At 50.9% G+C, this 20,996-nt stretch carries 22 protein-coding genes; 6 read left to right on the forward strand and 16 right to left on the reverse strand.

The genetic code is table 11. The features are described 5' to 3' along the window. The first annotated feature begins 220 nt into the window (after nucleotides 1-220). Complete coding sequence (locus RTP97_RS07480; protein ID WP_312209384.1) at nucleotides 221-1,753, forward strand: SpoVR family protein; 1,533 nt, start codon at nucleotides 221-223, stop codon at nucleotides 1,751-1,753. A gap of 40 nt (nucleotides 1,754-1,793) precedes the next feature. Here the strand turns inward: RTP97_RS07480 and fadR are convergent, their stop codons facing one another. Next, a complete protein-coding gene (gene fadR, locus RTP97_RS07485) occupies nucleotides 1,794-2,513 on the reverse strand; it encodes a fatty acid metabolism transcriptional regulator FadR (RefSeq protein WP_312412230.1) in 720 nt (239 codons plus the stop codon). A gap of 287 nt (nucleotides 2,514-2,800) precedes the next feature. Between fadR and dsbB the strand changes: the two genes are divergently transcribed. After that, complete coding sequence (gene dsbB, locus RTP97_RS07490) at nucleotides 2,801-3,331, forward strand: disulfide bond formation protein DsbB (protein WP_312412232.1); 531 nt, start codon at nucleotides 2,801-2,803, stop codon at nucleotides 3,329-3,331. On the opposite strand, the gene RTP97_RS07495 is transcribed toward dsbB, so the two are convergent. Next, a complete protein-coding gene (locus tag RTP97_RS07495; protein WP_312412234.1) occupies nucleotides 3,328-3,768 on the reverse strand; it encodes a YcgN family cysteine cluster protein in 441 nt (146 codons plus the stop codon). The genes dsbB and RTP97_RS07495 overlap by 4 nt on opposite strands. Nucleotides 3,769-3,927: 159 nt before the next feature. Here RTP97_RS07495 and RTP97_RS07500 point away from each other — a divergent pair, with 159 nt between their 5' ends. Next, nucleotides 3,928-4,572 (forward strand): DNA-binding protein, encoded by a 645-nt coding sequence (locus RTP97_RS07500; protein ID WP_312412236.1) that lies wholly within the window; start codon nucleotides 3,928-3,930, stop codon nucleotides 4,570-4,572. 35 nt (nucleotides 4,573-4,607) lie between these two features. On the opposite strand, the gene RTP97_RS07505 is transcribed toward RTP97_RS07500, so the two are convergent. The 3 genes from RTP97_RS07505 to RTP97_RS07515 form a co-directional block, all read right to left on the reverse strand. After that, nucleotides 4,608-5,321 carry an RES family NAD+ phosphorylase gene (locus RTP97_RS07505; protein WP_312412239.1) on the reverse strand — a complete coding sequence of 238 codons (714 nt, stop codon included), beginning with the start codon at nucleotides 5,319-5,321 and terminating at the stop codon, nucleotides 4,608-4,610. Nucleotides 5,322-5,530: 209 nt separating this feature from the next. Beyond that, complete coding sequence (locus tag RTP97_RS07510) at nucleotides 5,531-6,190, reverse strand: fumarylacetoacetate hydrolase family protein (RefSeq protein WP_312412242.1); 660 nt, start codon at nucleotides 6,188-6,190, stop codon at nucleotides 5,531-5,533. 55 nt (nucleotides 6,191-6,245) lie between these two features. Next, nucleotides 6,246-6,530, reverse strand: a complete 285-nt coding sequence (locus RTP97_RS07515) for a YcgL domain-containing protein (protein WP_312412245.1) — start codon at nucleotides 6,528-6,530, stop codon at nucleotides 6,246-6,248. Between the two features lie 259 nt (nucleotides 6,531-6,789). Between RTP97_RS07515 and RTP97_RS07520 the strand changes: the two genes are divergently transcribed. From RTP97_RS07520 to RTP97_RS07530, 3 genes are read left to right on the forward strand one after another with little or no spacing between them, the layout of a single operon-like run. Further along, the gene (locus RTP97_RS07520; RefSeq protein ID WP_312412248.1) at nucleotides 6,790-7,152 is read left to right on the forward strand and encodes a GtrA family protein; all 363 of its coding nucleotides are present in this window, start codon (nucleotides 6,790-6,792) and stop codon (nucleotides 7,150-7,152) included. Then, nucleotides 7,149-8,069, forward strand: coding sequence for a glycosyltransferase family 2 protein (locus tag RTP97_RS07525; RefSeq protein ID WP_312412250.1), 921 nt, complete (start codon nucleotides 7,149-7,151; stop codon nucleotides 8,067-8,069). The genes RTP97_RS07520 and RTP97_RS07525 overlap by 4 nt, the downstream gene beginning before the upstream one ends. 23 nt (nucleotides 8,070-8,092) lie before the next feature. Then, the gene (locus tag RTP97_RS07530; RefSeq protein ID WP_312412253.1) at nucleotides 8,093-9,508 is read left to right on the forward strand and encodes a glucosyltransferase domain-containing protein; all 1,416 of its coding nucleotides are present in this window, start codon (nucleotides 8,093-8,095) and stop codon (nucleotides 9,506-9,508) included. Nucleotides 9,509-9,529: 21 nt separating this feature from the next. On the opposite strand, the gene RTP97_RS07535 is transcribed toward RTP97_RS07530, so the two are convergent. From RTP97_RS07535 to RTP97_RS07585, 11 genes are all read right to left on the reverse strand, one after another. Beyond that, nucleotides 9,530-11,560, reverse strand: a complete 2,031-nt coding sequence (locus tag RTP97_RS07535) for a phage tailspike protein (protein ID WP_312412255.1) — start codon at nucleotides 11,558-11,560, stop codon at nucleotides 9,530-9,532. 153 nt (nucleotides 11,561-11,713) lie between these two features. After that, the gene (locus tag RTP97_RS07540) at nucleotides 11,714-13,723 is read right to left on the reverse strand and encodes a lytic transglycosylase domain-containing protein (RefSeq protein WP_312412256.1); all 2,010 of its coding nucleotides are present in this window, start codon (nucleotides 13,721-13,723) and stop codon (nucleotides 11,714-11,716) included. Then, the gene (locus RTP97_RS07545) at nucleotides 13,723-14,913 is read right to left on the reverse strand and encodes a phage DNA ejection protein (protein WP_312412258.1); all 1,191 of its coding nucleotides are present in this window, start codon (nucleotides 14,911-14,913) and stop codon (nucleotides 13,723-13,725) included. Before RTP97_RS07545 ends, RTP97_RS07540 begins: the two co-directional genes overlap by 1 nt. 9 nt (nucleotides 14,914-14,922) lie before the next feature. Beyond that, on the reverse strand, nucleotides 14,923-15,570 hold the full coding sequence (locus tag RTP97_RS07550; protein WP_312412261.1) for a DNA transfer protein: 648 nt from the start codon (nucleotides 15,568-15,570) through the stop codon (nucleotides 14,923-14,925). Then, nucleotides 15,567-15,935: a hypothetical protein gene (locus tag RTP97_RS07555; RefSeq protein ID WP_312412264.1), complete on the reverse strand. Its 369-nt coding sequence runs from the start codon at nucleotides 15,933-15,935 to the stop codon at nucleotides 15,567-15,569. The genes RTP97_RS07550 and RTP97_RS07555 overlap by 4 nt, the downstream gene beginning before the upstream one ends. Continuing rightward, the gene (locus tag RTP97_RS07560) at nucleotides 15,932-16,633 is read right to left on the reverse strand and encodes a phage tail protein (RefSeq protein ID WP_312412266.1); all 702 of its coding nucleotides are present in this window, start codon (nucleotides 16,631-16,633) and stop codon (nucleotides 15,932-15,934) included. The genes RTP97_RS07555 and RTP97_RS07560 overlap by 4 nt, the downstream gene beginning before the upstream one ends. After that, nucleotides 16,633-18,051, reverse strand: a complete 1,419-nt coding sequence (locus tag RTP97_RS07565; protein ID WP_312412269.1) for a packaged DNA stabilization protein — start codon at nucleotides 18,049-18,051, stop codon at nucleotides 16,633-16,635. The genes RTP97_RS07560 and RTP97_RS07565 overlap by 1 nt, the downstream gene beginning before the upstream one ends. Then, on the reverse strand, nucleotides 18,017-18,526 hold the full coding sequence (locus RTP97_RS07570) for a packaged DNA stabilization gp4 family protein (RefSeq protein WP_312412391.1): 510 nt from the start codon (nucleotides 18,524-18,526) through the stop codon (nucleotides 18,017-18,019). The genes RTP97_RS07565 and RTP97_RS07570 overlap by 35 nt, the downstream gene beginning before the upstream one ends. Next, a complete protein-coding gene (locus RTP97_RS07575; protein WP_312412272.1) occupies nucleotides 18,462-18,734 on the reverse strand; it encodes a hypothetical protein in 273 nt (90 codons plus the stop codon). Before RTP97_RS07575 ends, RTP97_RS07570 begins: the two co-directional genes overlap by 65 nt. 39 nt (nucleotides 18,735-18,773) lie before the next feature. Further along, entirely contained in the window at nucleotides 18,774-20,078 is a 1,305-nt protein-coding gene (locus tag RTP97_RS07580; protein WP_312412275.1) for a P22 phage major capsid protein family protein, read from the reverse strand. Then, the gene (locus RTP97_RS07585) at nucleotides 20,078-20,986 is read right to left on the reverse strand and encodes a scaffolding protein (protein WP_312412277.1); all 909 of its coding nucleotides are present in this window, start codon (nucleotides 20,984-20,986) and stop codon (nucleotides 20,078-20,080) included. Before RTP97_RS07585 ends, RTP97_RS07580 begins: the two co-directional genes overlap by 1 nt. Nucleotides 20,987-20,996 lie beyond the last annotated feature (10 nt).

The raw sequence follows: 20,996 nt of genomic DNA on the forward strand, positions 1-20,996 counted from the left end.
CATCTCTGCCTATGGCGGCGCACAGGGACTATTTGGCATCTCCTGCTGACCCCTCTTTTAACGCAGCATAAAATGCGGCAAACGGGGCGTCCTCTCCCCTTTTTACACGGTGATATGGCGAAGAAAAATATTCCCCGCCAGCACGGTTTCCGGTGCGGTGATCTATGCTTGAAAGGAGACTCTCCTGCTAGAGAGGGTCGCCAACAATGAGGGTGCGCTAATGGCTACGATTGACTCCATGAACAAGGACACCTCCCGTCTCAGCGATGGACCCGACTGGACATTCGAACTGCTTGATACTTACCTGGCCGAGATCGATCGGGTAGCAAAACTCTACCGACTGGACACCTATCCTCACCAGATCGAAGTCATTACCTCTGAGCAGATGATGGACGCCTACTCCAGCGTCGGGATGCCTATTAACTATACTCACTGGTCGTTCGGTAAGAAGTTTATTGAGACCGAGCGGCTCTATAAGCATGGGCAGCAGGGTTTGGCCTACGAGATTGTGATCAACTCCAACCCCTGTATCGCCTACCTGATGGAGGAGAACACCATCACCATGCAGGCGCTGGTGATGGCCCACGCCTGCTACGGGCATAACTCCTTCTTTAAAAACAACTACCTGTTCCGTAGCTGGACCGATGCCAGCTCCATTGTTGACTACCTGATTTTTGCCCGGAACTACATTACCGACTGCGAAGAGCGCTATGGCGTGGTGGAGGTAGAGAAGCTACTCGACTCCTGCCATGCCCTGATGAACTACGGCGTCGATCGCTACAAACGGCCGCAGAAGATCTCCCTGCAGGAGGAGAAAGCGCGGCAGAAAAGCCGGGAAGAGTATCTGCAGAGCCAGGTGAACACCCTGTGGCGTACCCTGCCGAAGCGCGAGGAGGAGAAGACGGTAGCCGAAGCGCGTCGCTACCCCTCTGAGCCGCAGGAGAACCTGCTCTACTTTATGGAGAAAAATGCCCCGCTGCTGGAGCCGTGGCAGCGTGAGATTTTGCGCATTGTGCGTAAGGTAAGCCAGTACTTCTATCCGCAGAAGCAGACTCAGGTGATGAACGAGGGGTGGGCCACCTTCTGGCACTACACCATCCTCAATCATCTCTATGATGAAGGGAAAGTGACCGATCGCTTTATGCTGGAGTTTCTCCACAGCCATACCAACGTGGTGTTCCAGCCGCCTTACAATAGCCCGTGGTATAGCGGCATCAACCCTTACGCGCTGGGCTTCGCCATGTTCCAGGATATCAAACGGATCTGTCAGTCCCCTACCGAGGAGGACAAGTATTGGTTCCCGGACATCGCTGGCTCCGACTGGCTGGAGACGCTGCACTTCGCGATGCGCGATTTTAAAGATGAGAGCTTTATCAGCCAGTTCCTGTCGCCGAAGGTGATGCGTGATTTCCGCTTCTTCAGCGTGCTGGACGACGATCGCAATAACTATCTGGAGATTGCGGCCATCCATAACGAAGATGGCTACCGGGAGATCCGGGCTAAGCTCTCGGCGCAGTACAATCTGAGCAACCTTGAGCCGAATATTCAGGTGTGGAATGTCGATCTGCGCGGGGATCGCTCTCTGACCCTGCGCTATGTGCCGCACAACCGTGCGCCGCTGGATAAGGGCCGCCGGGAGGTGCTGAAACACGTGCACCGTCTGTGGGGATTTGATGTGATGCTGGAGCAGCAGAACGAAGATGGCAGCGTGGAGCTGCTGGACCGCTGCCCGCCGCGCCAAAACAGCCTGTAGTACTCACCCCTCTCCTGACGGAGAGGGGGATTATCTAAACCTATCGCCCCTGGATCGCGAGATCGCCCGGCAGAGTTTTCTGCATTCGGTGCCAGATCTCTCCGCTGTCGCGTCCGTAATGGCGCACAATGTCATAGACCTTGTCATGCTCGCCACGCTCGCACACTTCGCTAAGACGGTGGTAGAAGCCCAGCGCCAGGCTACGCGCCTCGGGATTAGCAAAGTAGTGGCGCCCGATGCGGGTATAGAGCCCCTTCATGCCGTTGAGGATCAGCCCGTAGATAGGGTTGCCCGAGGCAAAGGCGAGGCCGCGGAAAACGTTATAGTCCAGGTCGGCAAAGGCGTCGGCGTGATCTTCCACTTCCCGCGCGCGCGCCAGCACCTCCAGCGCCTCTTGCGGATGCTGACGAAACGCGGTGCGGATAAAGATGGTGGCGATATTGGTGCGTACTGAGAGCAGGTTATCGATCAGCTGTGGCACACTCTCGTGATCGAGCCGGGCCAGGGTCTCAAGAATATTGAGGCCTGACGTCTCCCAAAAGTTATTCACCTTGGTCGGCTTACCGTGCTGGATGGTCAGCCAGCCGTCCCGCGCCAGCCGCTGTAATACCTCACGCAGCGTAGTGCGGGTGACGCCAATCAGTTCGGAAAGTTCTCTTTCAGCTGGCAGGATCGTTCCCGGTGGAAAGCGATTATTCCAGATACTTTCAATGATGTACTCTTCCGCGAAACCCGCCGGGCTCTGCGCCTTAATGACCATAGAGAAATTTCCATTACACAGCGAAACAAAGAGACTCATCATACCAGAGCGAAGGGGCAGCAGATAGCGTGAAACAGGAAGAAAAAGGGATCGCCGTTCTGTTTTTACGCTTTTCTTAAACACCCATTTTTAGCGTATTGTGCTGGCGGTTTTACCCTTGCCGCGCTTTTCCACTTCCGCTATAAAAGCCGCTTATTATCCGGTTTTTCACCCTCTGCTGAACCCTTTGTCATCACAGGGTGAATTCGTTTACACTGCGCTGTCTAGCATCTCCCAGGGAAATGATTATGTTGCGATTTTTAAACAAGTGCTCGCACGGGCGCGGGGCCTGGTTACTCATGGCTCTGACTGCGTTTGCACTTGAGCTGGTGGCGTTATGGTTCCAGCACGTGATGCTGCTTAAGCCGTGTGTTTTATGTATTTATGAGCGCTGTGCGCTGTTTGGCGTAATGGGTGCAGGGCTGGTGGGGGCTATCGCGCCAAAAACGCCGCTGCGCTACGTCGCCATAGCTATCTGGCTCTACAGCGCCTGGCGCGGCATTCAGCTGGCGTGGGAGCATACGATGATCCAGCTGCATCCCAATCCGTTTATGACCTGCGACTTCGCCGCTCGTTTCCCGAGCTGGCTGCCGCTGGACAAGTGGCTGCCGCAGGTATTTGTTGCTTCCGGTGACTGCGCCGAGCGTCAGTGGTCATTTCTGACCCTGGAGATGCCGCAGTGGCTGGTGGGGATTTTTATTGCCTACTTCGCCGTAGCCATTCTCGTGTTGATTGCCCAGGCGTTTAAACCGAAAAAACGCGATCTCTTTGGTCGCTAAGCGCCAGGCTTGTTGAGGATGTGATCCTCCCAGTCGCGTACCTCGGACTCCGTCACTGCAATGTGGCGGACCGAGATGCGCTCGGCGTGCATCGCCGCTTTTGATCCGCTACGCAGCGGATGCCAGATCGGCAGCGTTTTCCCCTCCGCCAGCAAGCGATAGGCACAGGTCGGCGGCAGCCACTCAAAGGTCGGCAAATTCTCCCGCGTCAGCTTGATGCAGTCCGGCTCATACTCGAAGCGCCGCTCATAGTTGCGGCACTGGCAGGTTTTGATATTAAGCTGACGACAGGCGACGTTGGTAAAGTAGATCTCATCGGTATCTTCATCCTGAAGCTTATGCAGGCAGCACTGCCCGCAGCCGTCGCACAGCGACTCCCACTCGGCATCGGTCATTTGCTCAAGGGTTTTACTCTGCCAGAAAGGTGTATCGCTCATAAGGAAGTCCGCCGTGAAATTTCAGCTGCACCTTATAACCACTCTGGCACATTGATGCAAGTTTTGCCGCCGGATTGCTACCGTTCCTTAATAAAAAAACCTATCCATTTGACCATTATGAAATCCAGGATTAAAATAATGGTCAAATGGAGGTGGTTTATGATTAAAAACGCCAGAACAAAAAGCGCCCTGAACACGACCGCTACTTTGTCTGAGTATCAGCGGAACCTTCTAAAAAGGATTAACAACCTTGCTGTCTCGTTAATGCCTGAATTTGAAGATAGAAAGCAGGCGATGAATGCGATCACTCTGGATGACGGTTCACTGATGCAACTGCTTTATACTGTTCAGATGGAGCAAAAAACCCGTGCATCTGAAGTCGAGATGCGTAAAGTACGCCGCCGTCGCGAGAATCTGGAGAGATTTTATACTGACCTTCAGGAGCTTGGTGGCACGCTGAAAGTAAATGATGTTGCTGATATCCTTGGTATCACCCGCCAGGCAGTTAACGTCCGTGTGAAGAAAAACAGGCTACTGGCCTTCAAACAGAACGGTGATTTCATTTTCCCTGCCTTTCAGTTTACTGATAAAGGATTGATACCCGGTTTTGAAGATCTCATGAACGCGTTTGATGAAGATACTCATCCGATGCTGAGGCTGGGGGTGTTAAAATCGCCGCTGGTCTTAAATAGTGAAGGACTATCTAAAACACCTATCCAGATCATGCTGGACGGTGCAGAGCCTAAAGAGTTGAGCCTTGCAATCCGTGCGGCCAGACTTTTTGGCAGCCATGCGGCCAGCTAATCATCACAGAGGGGCTTGCCCTGCCCCTCTGTGTATTACATAGGTTCAGCAGTAATCTCGAAACCTAATAGCGTTTCAAACATCTCCTCACCGGACATTGTCGTCTTGTTCCACCACTGCGGAAACATGCCTGCATCAGTTTCAAGATAGCTGGCGTAGGGCACCATTCCGTTCAGCGTGTCAGCAAAGGCTAGCTGATGACCGGGCCGCTCCCAGAAGGCGTAGCAGCGCTTGTAGCGGTTGTGTCTGCTAGTGTAGGCAATCCCGTCGAAGTCATTGGCAAAGTGTGTGTGCAAAAATGCCATTAACCATTGAGGAAAGGTGTAATCCTCATTCTCCAGGCTGTCCAGTGGGATATGTAGCAGCTGGCATAACATGACTACATCAACCGCTTCCACCAGTCTGACGATGTCTATCGAACACATGTAGTGCTGAGTAAGAACTGACTCTGGATAGCTGATGGGACCATGATTCGCCAGTACTCGCCCATACGCCTCAGCGGCAGCGGTGAGTGCCGAATCAGATGCGTACCATACCCCAATTTTTCCACCGGGAGGGTTATAGCGACCGCAGTCTGACGCGGCTGCTGGTGCAGCAAAGTTGATGGCACTGCTGTACAACTTTTTCTGGTGACGCTTCAAAACAGCAATACCGACTTGGATCGCCAATGTTGGAAAACGTAGTGAACCTTTTAGCGCTAAGATTCCCTGCGCCACATGATTAGGGCTAAAAATCCATTTGTTGGTCATGGAATTATTCTGTCCGTATAACAGATTGAACCATAGGCTTTTCAATATCCGTTTGCAAAAACCCCTAAGTGCTTGTCAACGAGGGGAGTTAAGCACAATCGTTTCGCTCGATATTATACACACAATTTTGGCGTGGGTATAAAGAGAAAATATTGGTTAGGCCGGGTAAGCATCAGCGCTGCCCGGCATTGGTTCATGAAGAGAGAGGTTTACAACACGCGGGTGGTAAGGGACTGACCGTTAAAGCTCACTTCCAGCTCGTCACCGCTGTGCAGCGGGCCAACGCCCTCTGGCGTACCGGTGAGGATAACGTCCCCGGCGCGCAGGGTGAAGTAGCGGCTCATATAGGCAATCAGCGGCACGATCTTATGGATCATATCCGCCGTGGTGCCCTGCTGGCGCATCTCGCCGTTGATCTTCAGCCCCAGCGGGGTCGCCTGCGGATCGCTCTTGAACTCTGCCGCCGGAATGAAGCCGGAGATTGGGCATGAGTTGTCGAAGCCTTTCGCTTTCTCCCACGGTTGCCCGGCCTTCTTCATTTTGCCCTGAATATCGCGCAGGGTGAGATCCAGCGCGACGCCGTAACCGGCAATCGCCTGCTGGACATGCTCTTCCGACGCCTGGCGCAGCGTGGAGCCAATCAGCACCGCCAGCTCAACCTCGTGGTGCACCGACCCTAATCCTTGTGGCAGGGCCAGCGGCTGACGAAGATCGCAGAGCGCGGTTTCAGGCTTGATAAACAGCACCGGCTCTTCCGGCGTGGCGCTGCCCATCTCCTGAATATGTTTCGCATAGTTACTGCCAACGCACACAACCTTACTGACGGGAAAATCTAACAGCGCACCCTGCCAGTTATGATGCTGATACATGTTACCCCCTGAGTAACTCATTGAACGCGAGTGAAATTTGACTATCACCGCCGTCTCAGGATTTGTCAATCTTCCCGCTGCTCTGTAAGTGCTGCTTAAGGAGATCCTCCTGCGGCGGCGGCATCTGCAGGTAATAGCCCTGCGCCTGCAGCGCCTCTTTAACCTTCTGCAAATCGGCGTTGGCTAACTGTTTGCGTCCGTCAAGCGGCAGCAGCATCGTCATCACCGGCTGGCCAAAACTTTTCATCAATGCTTCAGGCACGCGAGAAAAATCATCCTTTTTCTCGATATACAAATAGGTCTGTTCACGCTTAGCACTTCGGTAGATCACACAAAACATACTTTTACTCTTTTTAATGCGTAATTTCGACATACGCTAACATCAATCAAACCCGCACCACAAGCCAGTCTCAGCCAATTTCACCTGCAGATTTTTGCATCATTTCCCCAATTTGTGTCATTCCTGTGGCACAAATCCGTCACAGAGAGCGCAAAGCCCTGCACAGGTGCAGAGATGGCCTTTCTCCGTCTAAGCCATGTCGATCATTAAGCCGACTGGTGGTAGACTCCCACCCTTTCAGAATTCACTGATTTCTATCATGTTAAAACTTTTCGCCAAGTACACATCAATAGGTATCATCAATACGCTCATACACTGGGTTGTGTTTGCTATTTGTGTTTACCCCTTCCACAGCAGCCAGGCACTGGCAAACTTTGCAGGTTTTGTGGTGGCTGTGTCATTCAGTTTCTTTGCCAATGCCAGGTTTACTTTTGGATCTCACACAACAGCCATGCGCTACATGCTGTATGTCGGATTCATGGGCACGCTTAGTGCAGCCGTGGGCTGGGGTGCTGACCTGACCGCTCTCGCGCCGATAGTAACGTTGGTAGCTTTCTCTGCCATCAGCCTGGTGTGCGGCTTCATCTATTCAAAGTTCATTGTCTTTAGGGATGCGAAATGAAAATTTCTCTGGTCGTTCCGGTATTTAATGAAGAGGAAGCAATTCCAATCTTCTATAAAACCGTGCGGGAGTTTGAAGGTCTTCAACAGCATGAAGTCGAAATAGTATTCATTAACGACGGCAGCAAAGACGCAACAGAATCAATCATAAATGCACTGGTTATCGCAGATCCTCTTGTGGTTCCGCTGTCTTTCACCCGCAACTTCGGGAAAGAGCCTGCTTTGTTCGCCGGCCTAGACCACGCTACCGGTGAAGCTATTATTCCGATTGATGTTGACCTGCAGGATCCGATTGAGGTTATCCCCCGCCTGATTGAGAAGTGGCAAGAAGGTGCTGATATGGTTCTGGCTAAACGTTCAGATCGCTCTACCGACAGCCGGTTAAAGCGCAAATCTGCTGAGTGGTTCTACAAGCTGCACAACAAAATCAGCAATCCGCAAATCGAAGAAAATGTTGGTGACTTCCGCCTGATGTCTCGCGAGGTAGTGGAAAACATTAAGCTCATGCCAGAACGCAACTTGTTCATGAAGGGTGTTCTGAGCTGGGTTGGCGGCCACACCGATGTGGTTGAATATGCCCGAGCTGAACGTGTTGCCGGCAGCACGAAATTCAACGGCTGGAAGCTATGGAATCTTGCACTCGAAGGGATAACCAGCTTTTCAACATTTCCCCTGCGCATGTGGACCTATATCGGCCTTATCGTGGCAGGTGTCGCATTTTTATATGGCTCATGGATGATTATCGACACATTAGCTTTCGGCAATGCGGTTAGAGGCTATCCTTCGCTTCTGGTCTCTATACTGTTTTTGGGTGGAATTCAATTGATTGGTATTGGCGTACTTGGAGAGTACATTGGGAGAATATATGTTGAGGTTAAAAACAGACCTAGATATCTGTTAAAAGGTGTTAAGAAATGAAATATTGCACCCAAGATCTAAAAATGTTCCTGTTAGATAACAAAGTGGCAATTTACATATCGCTTCTTTTTTCTGCAGCATTTGTTCTGCCAGTTATATTGGCTGGCTCTATCTATATAGACGACAACACTAGAATATTCAACGACTTCAACTGGTCTGGAGATGGGCGTTTCGCTACAAACATACTGTTTGAGATATTTTCTTTCGGTAATGGCATTGTAAGCATTTATCCATTTGGACAACTTATAGCATCTTCTCTCCTAGCGCTATCAATAATTTTGGTATGCTTCTCTGCAGAAGTTAGAGGATCATTATTCATTGTTCTGTCCACCATCATTGCATTCAACTCACAATTTTTGATAAGTAATTTATCATATAGATATGATTCGTTGCCTATGTCCATGTCTATATTACTAGCCGTCATTCCTTTTATTTTCCTGAGAAGGAATTGGATATTCTTTCTTTGCTCTATTTGCTGTCTCGTACTTTCCTTTCAAATGTATCAACCATCAGCAATGGTCTATGTGATTTGTTCGCTGGTTGTTAGCGCTGCAAAATATGAGGGTCCAATTGGTTACATTAAAAGCAACTCAATTGCAGCAGCGGCATTCGTATCCTCTTTCGTTCTGTTTAAAATTATAATCATCTCTGTTGGAGGTGTTGGCAGGGCTGACTTCTTTACTGCGGCAAATAATCCCGGTGAGACGTTAGGTAGGAATATCGCACAGCACATGCATTTATTTGACATGTCCGCTCAATCACCAATGAAGATCATCTACATCATCCTTACTGCTTTGATGTTAATGAGCATAGTTCTAGTGTTCAAGAAAGATAAGGGCAAAGGCACTATTATATTGCTTACCACGCCCATAGTATTTGCATTAACATTTATCGCTAACGCCTTACTCAAGGAAGCGTGGTTTACAAGCAGAATACTTATTGCATTCCCTTTCTTTATGGTCTTTGTAATTATTTGCAGCTATCACGCATCTGTTAACAGGTATTTTGTCTATACCACGTTGATTTTATCATGCATTTCATCTTTGGTGTTTTCCGCAACATACGCATCAGCGCTGCGTTCTCAAGATGAGGTCAACAACAAATATCTAAACGAAATATCTTTGGTAACTAACGGGGTTGGTGTTGATAAAGTTGCTATTTACGGCGAAGCCCCCAGAAGCAAAGAGTACATGAGGGCTGGATTCATTTACCCGATAATATCCAATATTGTGCCAAATTACCTTAAGCAAGGAAGCGGGTGGGCACAAATGCTGCTCATAAGGAGGTCAATATCTGCAGAGTTCTTTAAAATCAATGAGCAGGACAAGATATTCAAACAATCCTGTGATATTGGTGAAATGAGGAAAAGCTCCTCTTTCAACTATCAGATAATCGGCTCGTTGGTTGTCATTGATTTTACTAAAAGACTTTGCGGATGATGCGCCGTCCTTGGCATCCAATTACGATATCTGGTACATCTGATTCATTGTGCCGTCGAACCTCAGCATTGCCCTAAACTCCACAGGCACCCCAGCGGAGAGGTTAAATGGAACGTTTCCTCTGGGGTACACATTGCTTGTGTTGTTTATGGTGGAACCAGATGTGTTGGCGATAACTACGAGCCTCCTACCGTATGGGTAGTTAATCATGTCGACGATAGTTGTGGCTGATTGCAGCCAAAAGTTAACGTTTGGCGGGAATTGACTTAGGTCTATCGCTGATGATGAAGGGCTAATTGCTACCATGGTTGGCAGCCCTCCATCCTCCCCGGAAAGCGTGCATCCTTTGTGAACGTAACCATTGACATATGTAGGGCTAGTTGTCGGGTATGTATTGTTACTTACATATACGGGGTCAAAGCGAACATCATCTGTCTGCACCAAGTACCCCTGCGTCCTCCGCGATCCAGAAGCGCCAACTAACCCCATCCTACACCCAGTTACAACTCCCCCTCTTCTTACATACACACCATAGCAGCGCGTCGTATCTTGCGATATGTCTAGAGTAAAGTCACAGTTCGATATTTTTGCGTAATAACTATCGATACACGGGCGGGCTGCATCTATGCCCGTGAATAAAGTGTCAGATACAACTGCAGACCTAAAATTAGGATTCGCTATAACTAGAGGTGATATTGAATCCCTGCCAGCGTTAAATCTGCAACTATTAATCGTAAACCTCTCCCCCTGAACATTCATGAAATACGGAACGTTCACCCTTGGGACCCCCAAGTGAGCAGAGAGGGCTGCGTTAGATACCGGTATGAATATGCAATTCTGGAATGACCAATCATTACCTGAGCCAATTTGAATCGGGCTTTGTTTGTAAACAAAATCCCACTCGGGCCCCAGAGCTCCGTTGTAGTCCCCATGCTCAATATGGCATCCACTCCAGAAAACGTATCTTCCGTACAGAGTGGCGTCAGTATTGTCTATGAAGTAATGACACGCCATTAATAAGCAGTTTTGGAAGTATAGATAATTGGCCCTTGCAACAAATTTAATAGCAGCAATATCTTCGGTTCCGCATCTTTCCACGAATAAACTGACGAAGTGCGTATCTTGAAGATATCCTATAGTTAACCCTACGCCACCAAATCCTGATATCGCACAATTCTCCACGTAACCCTGAAGCCCTGTATTATGCAGTCTTAATCCCGCATGACTCGTGTTTGACCTTTGGTTTGGATGCCCAATTAATGCTATGTTGCGTATTGACATTCCGAACTGATAGTTTGGGGGGCTCACATTTAGCGTGAAACCAGATGTATTATTACCTACTATCACAGATCCAATAAAAGGAGAATCCTGTTGCGATGATGTTGTTACGGCTACTCCATTGGCCCCCTCTCCATAAATAACGGGTGCATAGGTGGCCGTAAGATTGCCGTTAATCAAATACCAGCCAGAGGGTACGAAAAGAGCCTTATTACTAACCTTGCAATAGTCAAGCGCAGTCTGGAAAGCTACCGTGTTATCTGTGCCAGTATTAGTTGTTCTGTTGAAGTCAGGGATTGCGCCAAAGTCCTGCACACTAACCACCTCAGCATTAACGTCATGCTGAGTTCGTGCAACTGCGCCTGTAAAAGGCTGCTTAACACCTACCAGGGCATCACCATAGCCATCTCCGTCACTAGCAAGCTGCTGCCTTAGCCGATCAGGGTCGTATCCTAGAACATTTGGGTAATAGAATTGCTGCACTCCGTAGGCATCGTAAACCGCCATCGAGTGCCCTTGGACCGTAACAAACTTCGACACCTGCCCGTTGTATACAGGGTAGCCGCCAGCATTGATAATAATAGGCTGCGGAACCGGTATGGTGCTACCATCCTCACTCTCCAGATACACCTGTATCTGATTGGATTGGATGGTTGGATCGGTATCAATCTTACCAATATAAATTCTGCCGTTTGCCACGGCTTTGAAAGACCGGGCCATGGTAAATAGCTGGCTCGGCATGCTCACTACCACATTAGCGGTGATATCTGACATTTACTGTGCTCCGGGCGCAGCAAAGCCGCACAACAAATGTTGCGCAGCGTTGCATTAAGGTCGGTTATAATTGGTTAAAACATAGGATGATGTATGGACAGAGATTTACTGAATTTTGCTTTCCTGATATTCGGCATTTGTGTCGGCGTGGCGCTATTCGCTTAAAGCCTCTGACTTAGCGCCCTGAGCTACGGAATTTATGACGCGCTCAGCGTCCGCTAACGCTTTTTCAAATGCTGTGGAGCCACGCGGTGTATTAGCTAGCCTAAGCATTGCATTGCGAGCTGGCTCACTCTCATAGACTCGCGCAAGCAGACCATATCCGCCGCCAACCCCAACTAATGCCGGGTTAGTTACGGAACCTATGCCAAGGATGAAAGGAATGGTTTGCTGGCCGGTTGGCGTCGTTACCCCTGCCTGACCTGCCCTCTTCGTAGATTCCAGGTAGTTCTTCAGACCATTTAGATACGTTGCATCGCGCCCTTTGAACGCAATGCCGGTCTGATTAGACATCAGATTAACTTGCCTCAGGAACTGGTCCGGGGATCCGCCAGATTTCTCCATCGCCTTGCCGATAATGCCGTTACGCATCTGAGCACGACCCATCTGACCAACAGAATTGTAGAGGTTCTGCACTTCTGACCTGTTTTTGCTGAAGAGCATGTTGTTCACAACCTCTGGGGTCAGGTCGCCCTTCATCAGGACGTTCTTGAGTCTGGTATTCTGGAGTTTACTGGCCTCGTCTGCGTATACGGCATTGGCCTGCTTGTAGCGCCTCAGCGTATCACTCCCAAGGCTTGTTCCTATGGCACTATCTATATCCCCAGTCATTGCGTTATAAACACGCTGAATAGCGGCATCTGAGCGATTGGGTAGAATCGTACGCTCCCCCTTCACATCCTGCCTAAACTGGCTGCGAAGCCCGCTAAGCTGCTGCAAGTCCATCGCCATTGGCCCGCTTGACCCAGCATTTCTGGTCAGTTCATCACGATATGCCTTGAGCTTAGATATGGTCTCGTTGTCTGATACTTTCCCCAGCCTCTGAAGGCCTGCGATCTCCGTGTCTATCTGCTGAATTGCTCTGCTTGGTTGGATATTGACGCCAGTCATCGCATTCTGCACTTGCTCAAGACGGCTGCCTGCAGCACGTTTGATGCCTGCAGTTTTTGCCTTGAGACTGCCAATCACAATTGACGGATCATACTCACCGAATCGTGAGGAGAACTCATTTACCAGCTGACTGCGCCCTTCCTGCTGAGCTGCTCGCATTGAGCTTGTCCCGGCAAAGGGAATGTTTTCAGCGGTGGTCTGCGCCATGCGTCCAACACGGGAGTTCGGCTGCAGTACATCCGTCGTATGTAGAGGAACATCTGCAGAGTTAGCAAAGCGGATCGCCTCTTGCGCCTCTGGAGAAATAGCCCCACGCACGCCGCGATACGCAGCGCCAGCAACTCGACCAACCTGATTAATCGCGCCGCCTAACGCTACGCCTGTAGCTAAATCAGTTGCGAGAGCCTCAGGGTTATTTTGCTCGCTATTGGCAGCCAGAGAACCTGCTGCGTTTTCTGCCAGCAGGCGAGATGTTCCCTGTGCTACTCGACCTGCAATGGTTGTTCCCTGTGCCGCTGCTCTTTCAGCGCCTATTGGTGTCAGGTATGGTAATGCCTCGGCAAATACCTTCCCCTCTGTGGTCTGAGGGGTTAAAGAACCAGGCTGCATCCCAAAATCCTGTGCTAGCCCTTCAGTGGTTACACGCGGAGCTGGTTGGTATGTCCCGTCACCTAACCCCAGCTTTTGACCTGCCCATGCGCCTGCGCTGGAAACCGCATCTGCAATAGATGCAGGAATGTTAGCAACATTTACGCCAGCCTGTAGCAGCCCACGGCCAGTCTCAGCCACCGCATTCTCTAGATCAGAAATCATGCCGCCTTGCTGCTGTTGCTGGGGCTGGGGTTGGGAGGCAAGTTGCTCGGTTGGCTGTTTCCCCTGTGCCGTAGGCAGTGGGTATGCAGCATAGAAAGCTTGCCTAGCTTGCTGTGCGTTGCCGCCAGCCTGAGGCGCTACTACCTCAATGAAGTATTGCTCCTGCGCCTGCGCCTTCTGCTCTGGCGGCAACGCCTGGTACTGCTGCGACGCCAGCACGTCTTTCCATGCCTTAGCCATTAGTCACCCCATAGTGAAGAAAAGCCAGCCTGCTGCTGCGGCTGTGATGTGGCGGGTTGCGAGGGAGGATCCTGGTAGTCGAATTGTTTTTTGACGTTACCAAGCTTGCTCTCAAGCTGAGTGCGAATTTTGCCAATAGACGACCGGAAGGCGTCCTCGCTCATTTTCGGACTAAGCGCCCCTACAGCATCAGACAGCTTTTTACCCTCAGCATCTGAAAGAGCCCCCATGCCTTTCAGGCTGGCTACCATCGGGAGGAATGTCTGAGCTTTGAATGTATCAAGACGGGCTTCGAAGTTGGCCGCGTCAGAGCCAGGAATGGTTGGGAACGCTGAGCGGACACCCACAGCTTTGGCAAGACCCGGGCTTTTTTCGATTTCGCCAAGAGAATCAAGAGCAGTGCTGAACGTATCGACTGCACCCTGCGCCGTTGCCTGCCTGTCAGCACGAGCGACCTCTGCTTTCTGTCGCACATCAGTCTGCTTCTGCCTCAGTTCCTCAAGCTTCAGCGTGTTGGTTTCACGCGCAATCTGGCGATCAAGAACCTTATCCTGCAGCTCTGCCCTTTGAATCTCGCGTGATAACGCTGCATTCTGCGCACTAATATTTTGCCCGCGAACAGTAATGTCCTGACCTCGCGCAGTGAGTGCTTCTCCGGCCTGATTGCTTCTGACCTGCTCGGCAAGCTTTGCTCTATCCCCAGTCACGCTGTAGTAATCTTTGGGACCGAGAGCGCTCAAGCCTACCGCATCTACAATGTGGGCAAGGTACTGAGGGTCTTGCTGATATTGTTGCAGTATGTCTTCTGGAGACGAACCAATAGTGCCTAGCACCCCGGCATTTCGTGATGCGGCTGCCCCAATTGCTTGCGGGTTTCCTGATGCCATAGCAATGCGAAGGTCTCGAGCTGCGCTTCCCAGCGCCATTTGATGCTGCTCATCCTGAAATCCTATACCAGCTTTGATGGCTGCCATCTGAGCTGGATATTTAGCGACGAGTTCAGACATCTTTTGTGGATCTCCAAAAGATGCTTTCCAGTCAGAGTTGAAGGATTTCAGTGCTTCCTGCTGTGCCGCGGCTTGCTCATTAGCCATACGTGCCTGCTGAACTTCCTGAATGCCACTGTAAGCTCTCAGTCCCTGCAAGAATCCACTTCCACCGCTATAATCAATTGGGTTAACAACCGCCATACCCCCTCCTTAAAACCAGCCTTTAACAATACTCCCGATACCGGAGCCCAATTCCTGACCTGCACTTGTACCTGACAGGAAACCAAGCCCGCTGGTTAGTGAATTCCCATTAGCGAGGTAATTACCGGCTTTCGCCGCACCTATCTGAGACATATTTTCGCCGTAACTATTTGCATAACTCCCTGCCGCAGCATTAGATGCACCTGCCGCTGACAGGCCAACATTTGATAGCCCCATCAACTGTTGATACATGTTATTCTGCTGGTCGGTCATCATGTTGAGGTAATTTTGCCCAAGTTGAGGCGCGATGGACGAAAGCATATTTCCGGTAGCTGTAGAGCCGAGACCGCCGGTAGCTTCTGCTGCATTAAGTCCTTGATAACGAGCCTGATTTGATAGTTGCTGATACTCAGGGCTGTTAAAATAACTTGTCAGCAGAGCGTTTCTGTCTATCGGTTGACCTGCAATACCTTGCAAGCCAGCCAGCCCTGTTTGTCCAGCAGTTAACCATGGCGACAATCTCGCCTGCTGCTCGCGGTATATTTGCAGGTTTGTCGCATTGGACTGGTTTGCAGCATCCTTTTGTGCGTCTGCCGCCTGATTTGCACCTGTGATGGATCCGACGACCTTCCCGATGCCCTTGGTGATGCCGCTCATTGCGCGTACCTCTTCATTAAGATTAACTTTCCGCGAGTGTCATCGACATACTCGACCTCTCCGCGCCATGTTTCGATAAACCCAAACTTTTTAGCCAGATTACAAACCTGCTTGTGCTCAATACGTATTGCCGCATGTATCTCTCGATTGCCAATCAGATCCAGAACATCCGCCACGGCATCCCTACATAGGTGGCGCTCACCCGGCTTCATCGCCATATGCAGGTCCACATGATCGCCAAAATCCAGGCAGACAAATATTCCAACCCCGCGCCAAAGCAAGTAATCGCCTTCAGTTTCGGGCCATGAAGTGACACCCCATAGCCTCATGAGCTGTGAGCCAGTAACTTTGTCTATTGAAGTCATGCGATTAATCCATGATTCCGAGCCATATCCTCAAGTGCCTTGATTCTTTGCCTGGCTTGTTGAAGGCCGGTTGCCAGAGCCTGACTCTCCGATTGCGTGTAAGTAGCGCTAGCGGAATAGGCCTGGCTTGCATTGAATGAGCCCAGCAATGCTACACCAGTCGCGGCAGTCCATCCTGCTTGCCGTGCGCCTACGACCTTTGTGCCGCCGACAGAGTAAGAGGTGGTGACGTTGAGAGGTGATGCCAGAGTTTGAGATGCAGTAACCGATTTTGATACGTAATCAGCTTGAATGTTGTCGATTTCTGTTTCTGCGGCACCAATGCGACCGTCAATTGCTACCAGCTCAGCCTGGATATCGATAACCTCATCAAGCAGGTAATCAACATCGCTGCGGAGGGTAATAATCTTGCCTTCAGCGGTTGTTAGTCTGACCTCAAGCAGGTTTATCGCATTGGTGTTGGCGGTGATCCTTCCCTCATGGTCGGCCAGTGTGACGTCCTGTTCGTCATTCCTGACCTGCGCATCATAAGCTCCCTGCCCGGCCTCATTAGCTTTCCCTGCCACATTGCCAAGGTCCGTTCCTTGGGCAATCACATACAGGAGGTAGGACTGGCTGAAGATATTCCTTGGCAGGATAGTGGCATCAAGCCGCGTAGCTTGCACAATCACCGGGGTATTGAGTGAACCATCTGCCATTACTCAATCCTTATCTGGCATCCAGATAGTGTTACGGGTGATTTCGTTATAACGCGCACCTTAAAGCCAACCAGTCTTCGTATGCGTCCGACACGCTTCCAGAGCACCCGCTTGTCATAAACGAATGGGACGTTCTGCTCAATCATCTGCTCTCGCCCATAATTGATGCCGTCGGTGGTTGCAGACAGGAAAAGGCGGTCTGCGTATTGAGCTACGCCAGTTGATGCCTCAAGCTCGAAGTCGAATACCCTGGCATTGTCGGCCCGGAATAGCGGCGTATAGAGCAAATGCTCTTGCTGCTTGTCGTACTGGCTGCTGATATCAAACTGCAGTTGTCCTGTTAACGCCTCTGACTTATCACCACAAGTTATCTGGTTGCCTTCATACATGAAGTCGATTGCCCGGTAGACATCATCGTACAGGCCTGTCTTCAGCACGCACCACTGAGGCCCATTCTGGCTTGCGGCCGCGTCATAGACCAATACATGGCGAGGAAGGTGGATTATCAGCAATTCGTGCGAGTCGGACCTCAGCGTCTCCATGACACCAGTAGCCAGCTCATCAGCGGTATATGAGCGGAGAATCTTCTCTATGCTCGCTGTGGCTATCGGAGATGCCTGTCCTGAGCCGATCACATAAATAGATGGCGCTCCGGTTGCCGGATGGCTGATAAAGGCGTGAGAGTCGGCAAATTGGGTTTTGCAGTAAGTCCCTGCAATACCCTTCTGGACCATCAGAGACGGCTGGGCCACATAGAGAGATGCGCCTACAGTCGTAGCTCCTGTCAGCGAGAAATACTCAATGGTCGATGAACCGAAACAAACAATGAAATCACGCCATGTCCCAATGCCAATTATCCCGTCTGGCTGCGACTCGGCTCTATACTCTGCGCTGTAACGATCAGGGTGTGATTCGTCTTCGAGGTCAGTAATAAACCAGGAGTCAGAATTATCTTTCGACCATGCGTATCGACCACGTAATCGAGTGATGTCACGAACTGAACCTAATTCATACTGAGTAAATCCACTATCTGTCGGCCAGTTTGATACTGTCTTTGTCGTGCCGTCGTAGCGATACTCAGTAAGTTGCCCATTGGTGCCTACGGCCTGAGATGTTCGCCCGTGAGCCATGGAGACCCGGCCCGCCCCCGTGACATCACCAACCTCTTCCTGTCCCTTATACAGCTTACCACCACAGACGCGATATACAGCGTTCTGAGCGGTGTTGTACTCTACACCACGCGATGACCCGCTAACATCACCACGCTTAGATATACCAGGAAAGGAGCGCAAATAACCGCTGCTATTGAGCACCTCTTTCGGTGTCGCCAGCATGTTCACAGGAAGATAATCGATGTAATCGGCGTCCCGGTGATTTTTACCGTTACCCTTCATCAGAGGGAGTTGAACTGTCGGCATCTTTCTTTTCCCGTCTGTGGTAGAAGTTAATGTTGCTCAGGGTGGCCCCTCGATTTCCGGAACCTACTGGCATGCGATTGGGGTAACAAAGACGTCCAGAGCTTTCTGCGCGGGTTAGCGCGGTTGATTTGTAAAGCAGCTCTTTCCCGTTTCGGGCGCTCGTTACGATTTTTGCAGAAGGCTCGACTGCGTAGTCAGGAGCAATACGCACCGCGAGGTTGAAAACAACAGCACTCACCTTCGATGAACGCATGCCGTGTTCGTCGCCAGTCGCCGGCGGATTCTCGTCAGAAGAGAAAACGTAACCGGTGATAATGCCTGCACCGTCCTGATACCACTCCGCCATCATAATTTCTAGGTCGTTAACAGCATCTTCGACTGACTGCGGCTCGACGTCGGTCAATGTGGCATCAGACGCCACTCCCAACTTCCGAAGTGCCGCCAGAACCAGATCGCCCTTCGTCGACATGCTCATCATCTACCTCTTCAGCCGCTTCGGCATTGGTCTTGCGGGTGCGCTTGATTTTGGGTTGTTCAGCCTTCATAACATGAACATCGTCAGGGTGTTTATGCCAGCCTTCGGCAAGATGCGAATCAACGTCCGAATCCTTTACTACGATGGTATTGTACTGCTTGCCCCAGACACGCGTCCCCTTGCCTTCTTTGTAAAGCATTGTGCTCATGATGTTCTCCAGTAAGAAAGGGGCCGAAGCCCCTTATCATCAGCCTTCAATGGCGGTTGCAACGTCCTGATTCGCCAGGCCAACGCCGATAGCTTCCGGACGCACAGCGGTGGACTTGTACCACAGCGCGATACGGCACTTACCGCCCAGCGTAGAGATATCACCCTGGAAGGCGATAACGCCATTCAGACCGGTACCCGGGATGCTGAAGCTTTCGGACTTCATGCCTGAGAAGAGGCTGTGGTTCAGCGGGATAGGCTGAGACACAAGACGGATAGAGTCATCAGCCCAGAACACGTTGGTCGGCGCGGTGTCGGTGTTCAGAACGTTAATTGCCGCACCGGCTGCCAGTGAGGTATTAACGTTCGCATAAGCACGTTCAGCAGCGGTTAACGAGGTGTCATCCAGTGCGATCGGCTTCGGCGTAATGGTGAGAGCATTTCCGTTCACAGCCACGACAGAGAATGTCGCGTCCTGAACCAGTACGTTTTTCGCCATCTGTGCCAAGAACTTAACGCCAGTAAAGGAAATCTTATCGCCGCGCTTGAAGCCTGTACCTGAACTTACGTTCACCACCGCGAAACGGTTGTCCACGTTCTCACGGCTGTTCTGCTCATCTAAACGCCATGCTTGCGGCTTAAACTTCTGTGCGCCAGAAACTGTTACACCCGTCGCGGTGGAGCCAACCAGCGTAGGCAGTTTAGGGGATCGCATAACGTCGTTAAAACCGGCCACCTGCTTCTGGATGGTGCCATTGCGGTAGGCATCATCCTGGACGCGGCCGTAGAAATCTTTGTTAATCAGATCCTGGCCGGCTTTGTTGTAGTCGATTGGGTTAAAGAAATAGGTCAGGCCAGCATCCCGGTTCAGCTCTCGGGCAAACATCAGCGTCTCGGCTTCAGAGATGAAGTTCCAGCCAGTGTTTGTGTTAGAGAGGTTAGTGGTGCTGGTAACGATCAGGGATCCCATATCAACCGCGGTGCGGGCGATATCGAGTTCAACATTGTTAGCCAGTTTTTTCGCTGAGGCAGCAATGCGGCGGCGATAGGTGCTTTCGTCGCGGACGTCGTCAGCACGGAGTTCGAAGAAATCATTATCCGGATCATCGAGCGTTACTTTGACGTTCAACTCCAGCAGGTCGGTTTCCTTGTCGGTCAGGTCCCACCCGCGCTGAGTCGGGGCTTCCTGCTCGATAGGCATCCAGATCGTGTTATCGCCACGCTGCATCTCACGTCCAGGCGGAGTGTACTTTTCCACCTTGCTAACCATCGGCATGATGTTCTGCATTGTTTCGATAACCTCGTCTACTGCGAGAGTTACCATTTGACCTTCATTAAGAGCCATTATTTGATTCCTTTAAGCTGGGCTTTGTACTTGCGATAAGCTTCTGTGTCGCCTTTCTTCGCTGCTTCATCCATCTTCTTCTGAATGGCTGATACGTTCGCAGCGGCAACACTTCCCTGCACAGGCTCATCTGCCTGCGGGGCGTTAGATCTCGCATTAGCACGGGGCTTGAGAGTTAATTGTTCAGATAACCTAGTGAGTTCGATGAGCGCACGCTGACCGTCCAGCGCTAAGATGCGGCGTAATTTCTCCGGGTTTGACCCCAGGTGATAGATGATCGCTGCCGATTTCTCAGGGAAGAGGTCCATAATGGTTGTATCCACATCAGGCGGGACAGCCTGCCGGAACACCTCCTCTTTCTCCTGATAATCAGGCAGGTTTAGCTTCTCTGCCGCATCATAGTGCTTACGTACTGCCTCAACGATTTGTGCTGAATGTCGGGTAAACTCCTGAGTCTTGCGTCCCTGCTCTGCCACCGCATTACTGCGGGCATCCAGCGCTTTCATGTGCCAGTCATTGTTGGCCTGGTTAAAGGCTGCCTGCGCACGGTTTGTGTCCCAACCATATTTCTCCAGCGCTTCGTCTGAGAAGAAGTCGTTGTAGTCTGGCTGTGCTGGTAACTCAGGTTTTACCCGCAGGTCTTCCGGAATCTCTCCGCGTTGTACCGCTTCAGCCCGCTGCTCAAGCTCACGCTGACGCTTACGCTCAAGGCGGCGCTGTGCGAATTGCGCATTGAGTGCCGGATCCTGCTTATGTTTGGTCTCATCGTCCTTCAGGACAATCTCGAAGCCTTCATCGTGCACACCATCGCCACTGGCATGTGATGCTGTATCGACTGCGGATGCCGCCGCATTATCGACGTGCGCGGGTGAGTCTTCAGTTACCTGAATTTCGGTGGTATCGGTCATGATTAACTCT

Origin of the sequence: Pseudescherichia sp. (assembly GCF_031998825.1) — a bacterium.
Lineage (GTDB): Bacteria > Pseudomonadota > Gammaproteobacteria > Enterobacterales > Enterobacteriaceae > Pseudescherichia.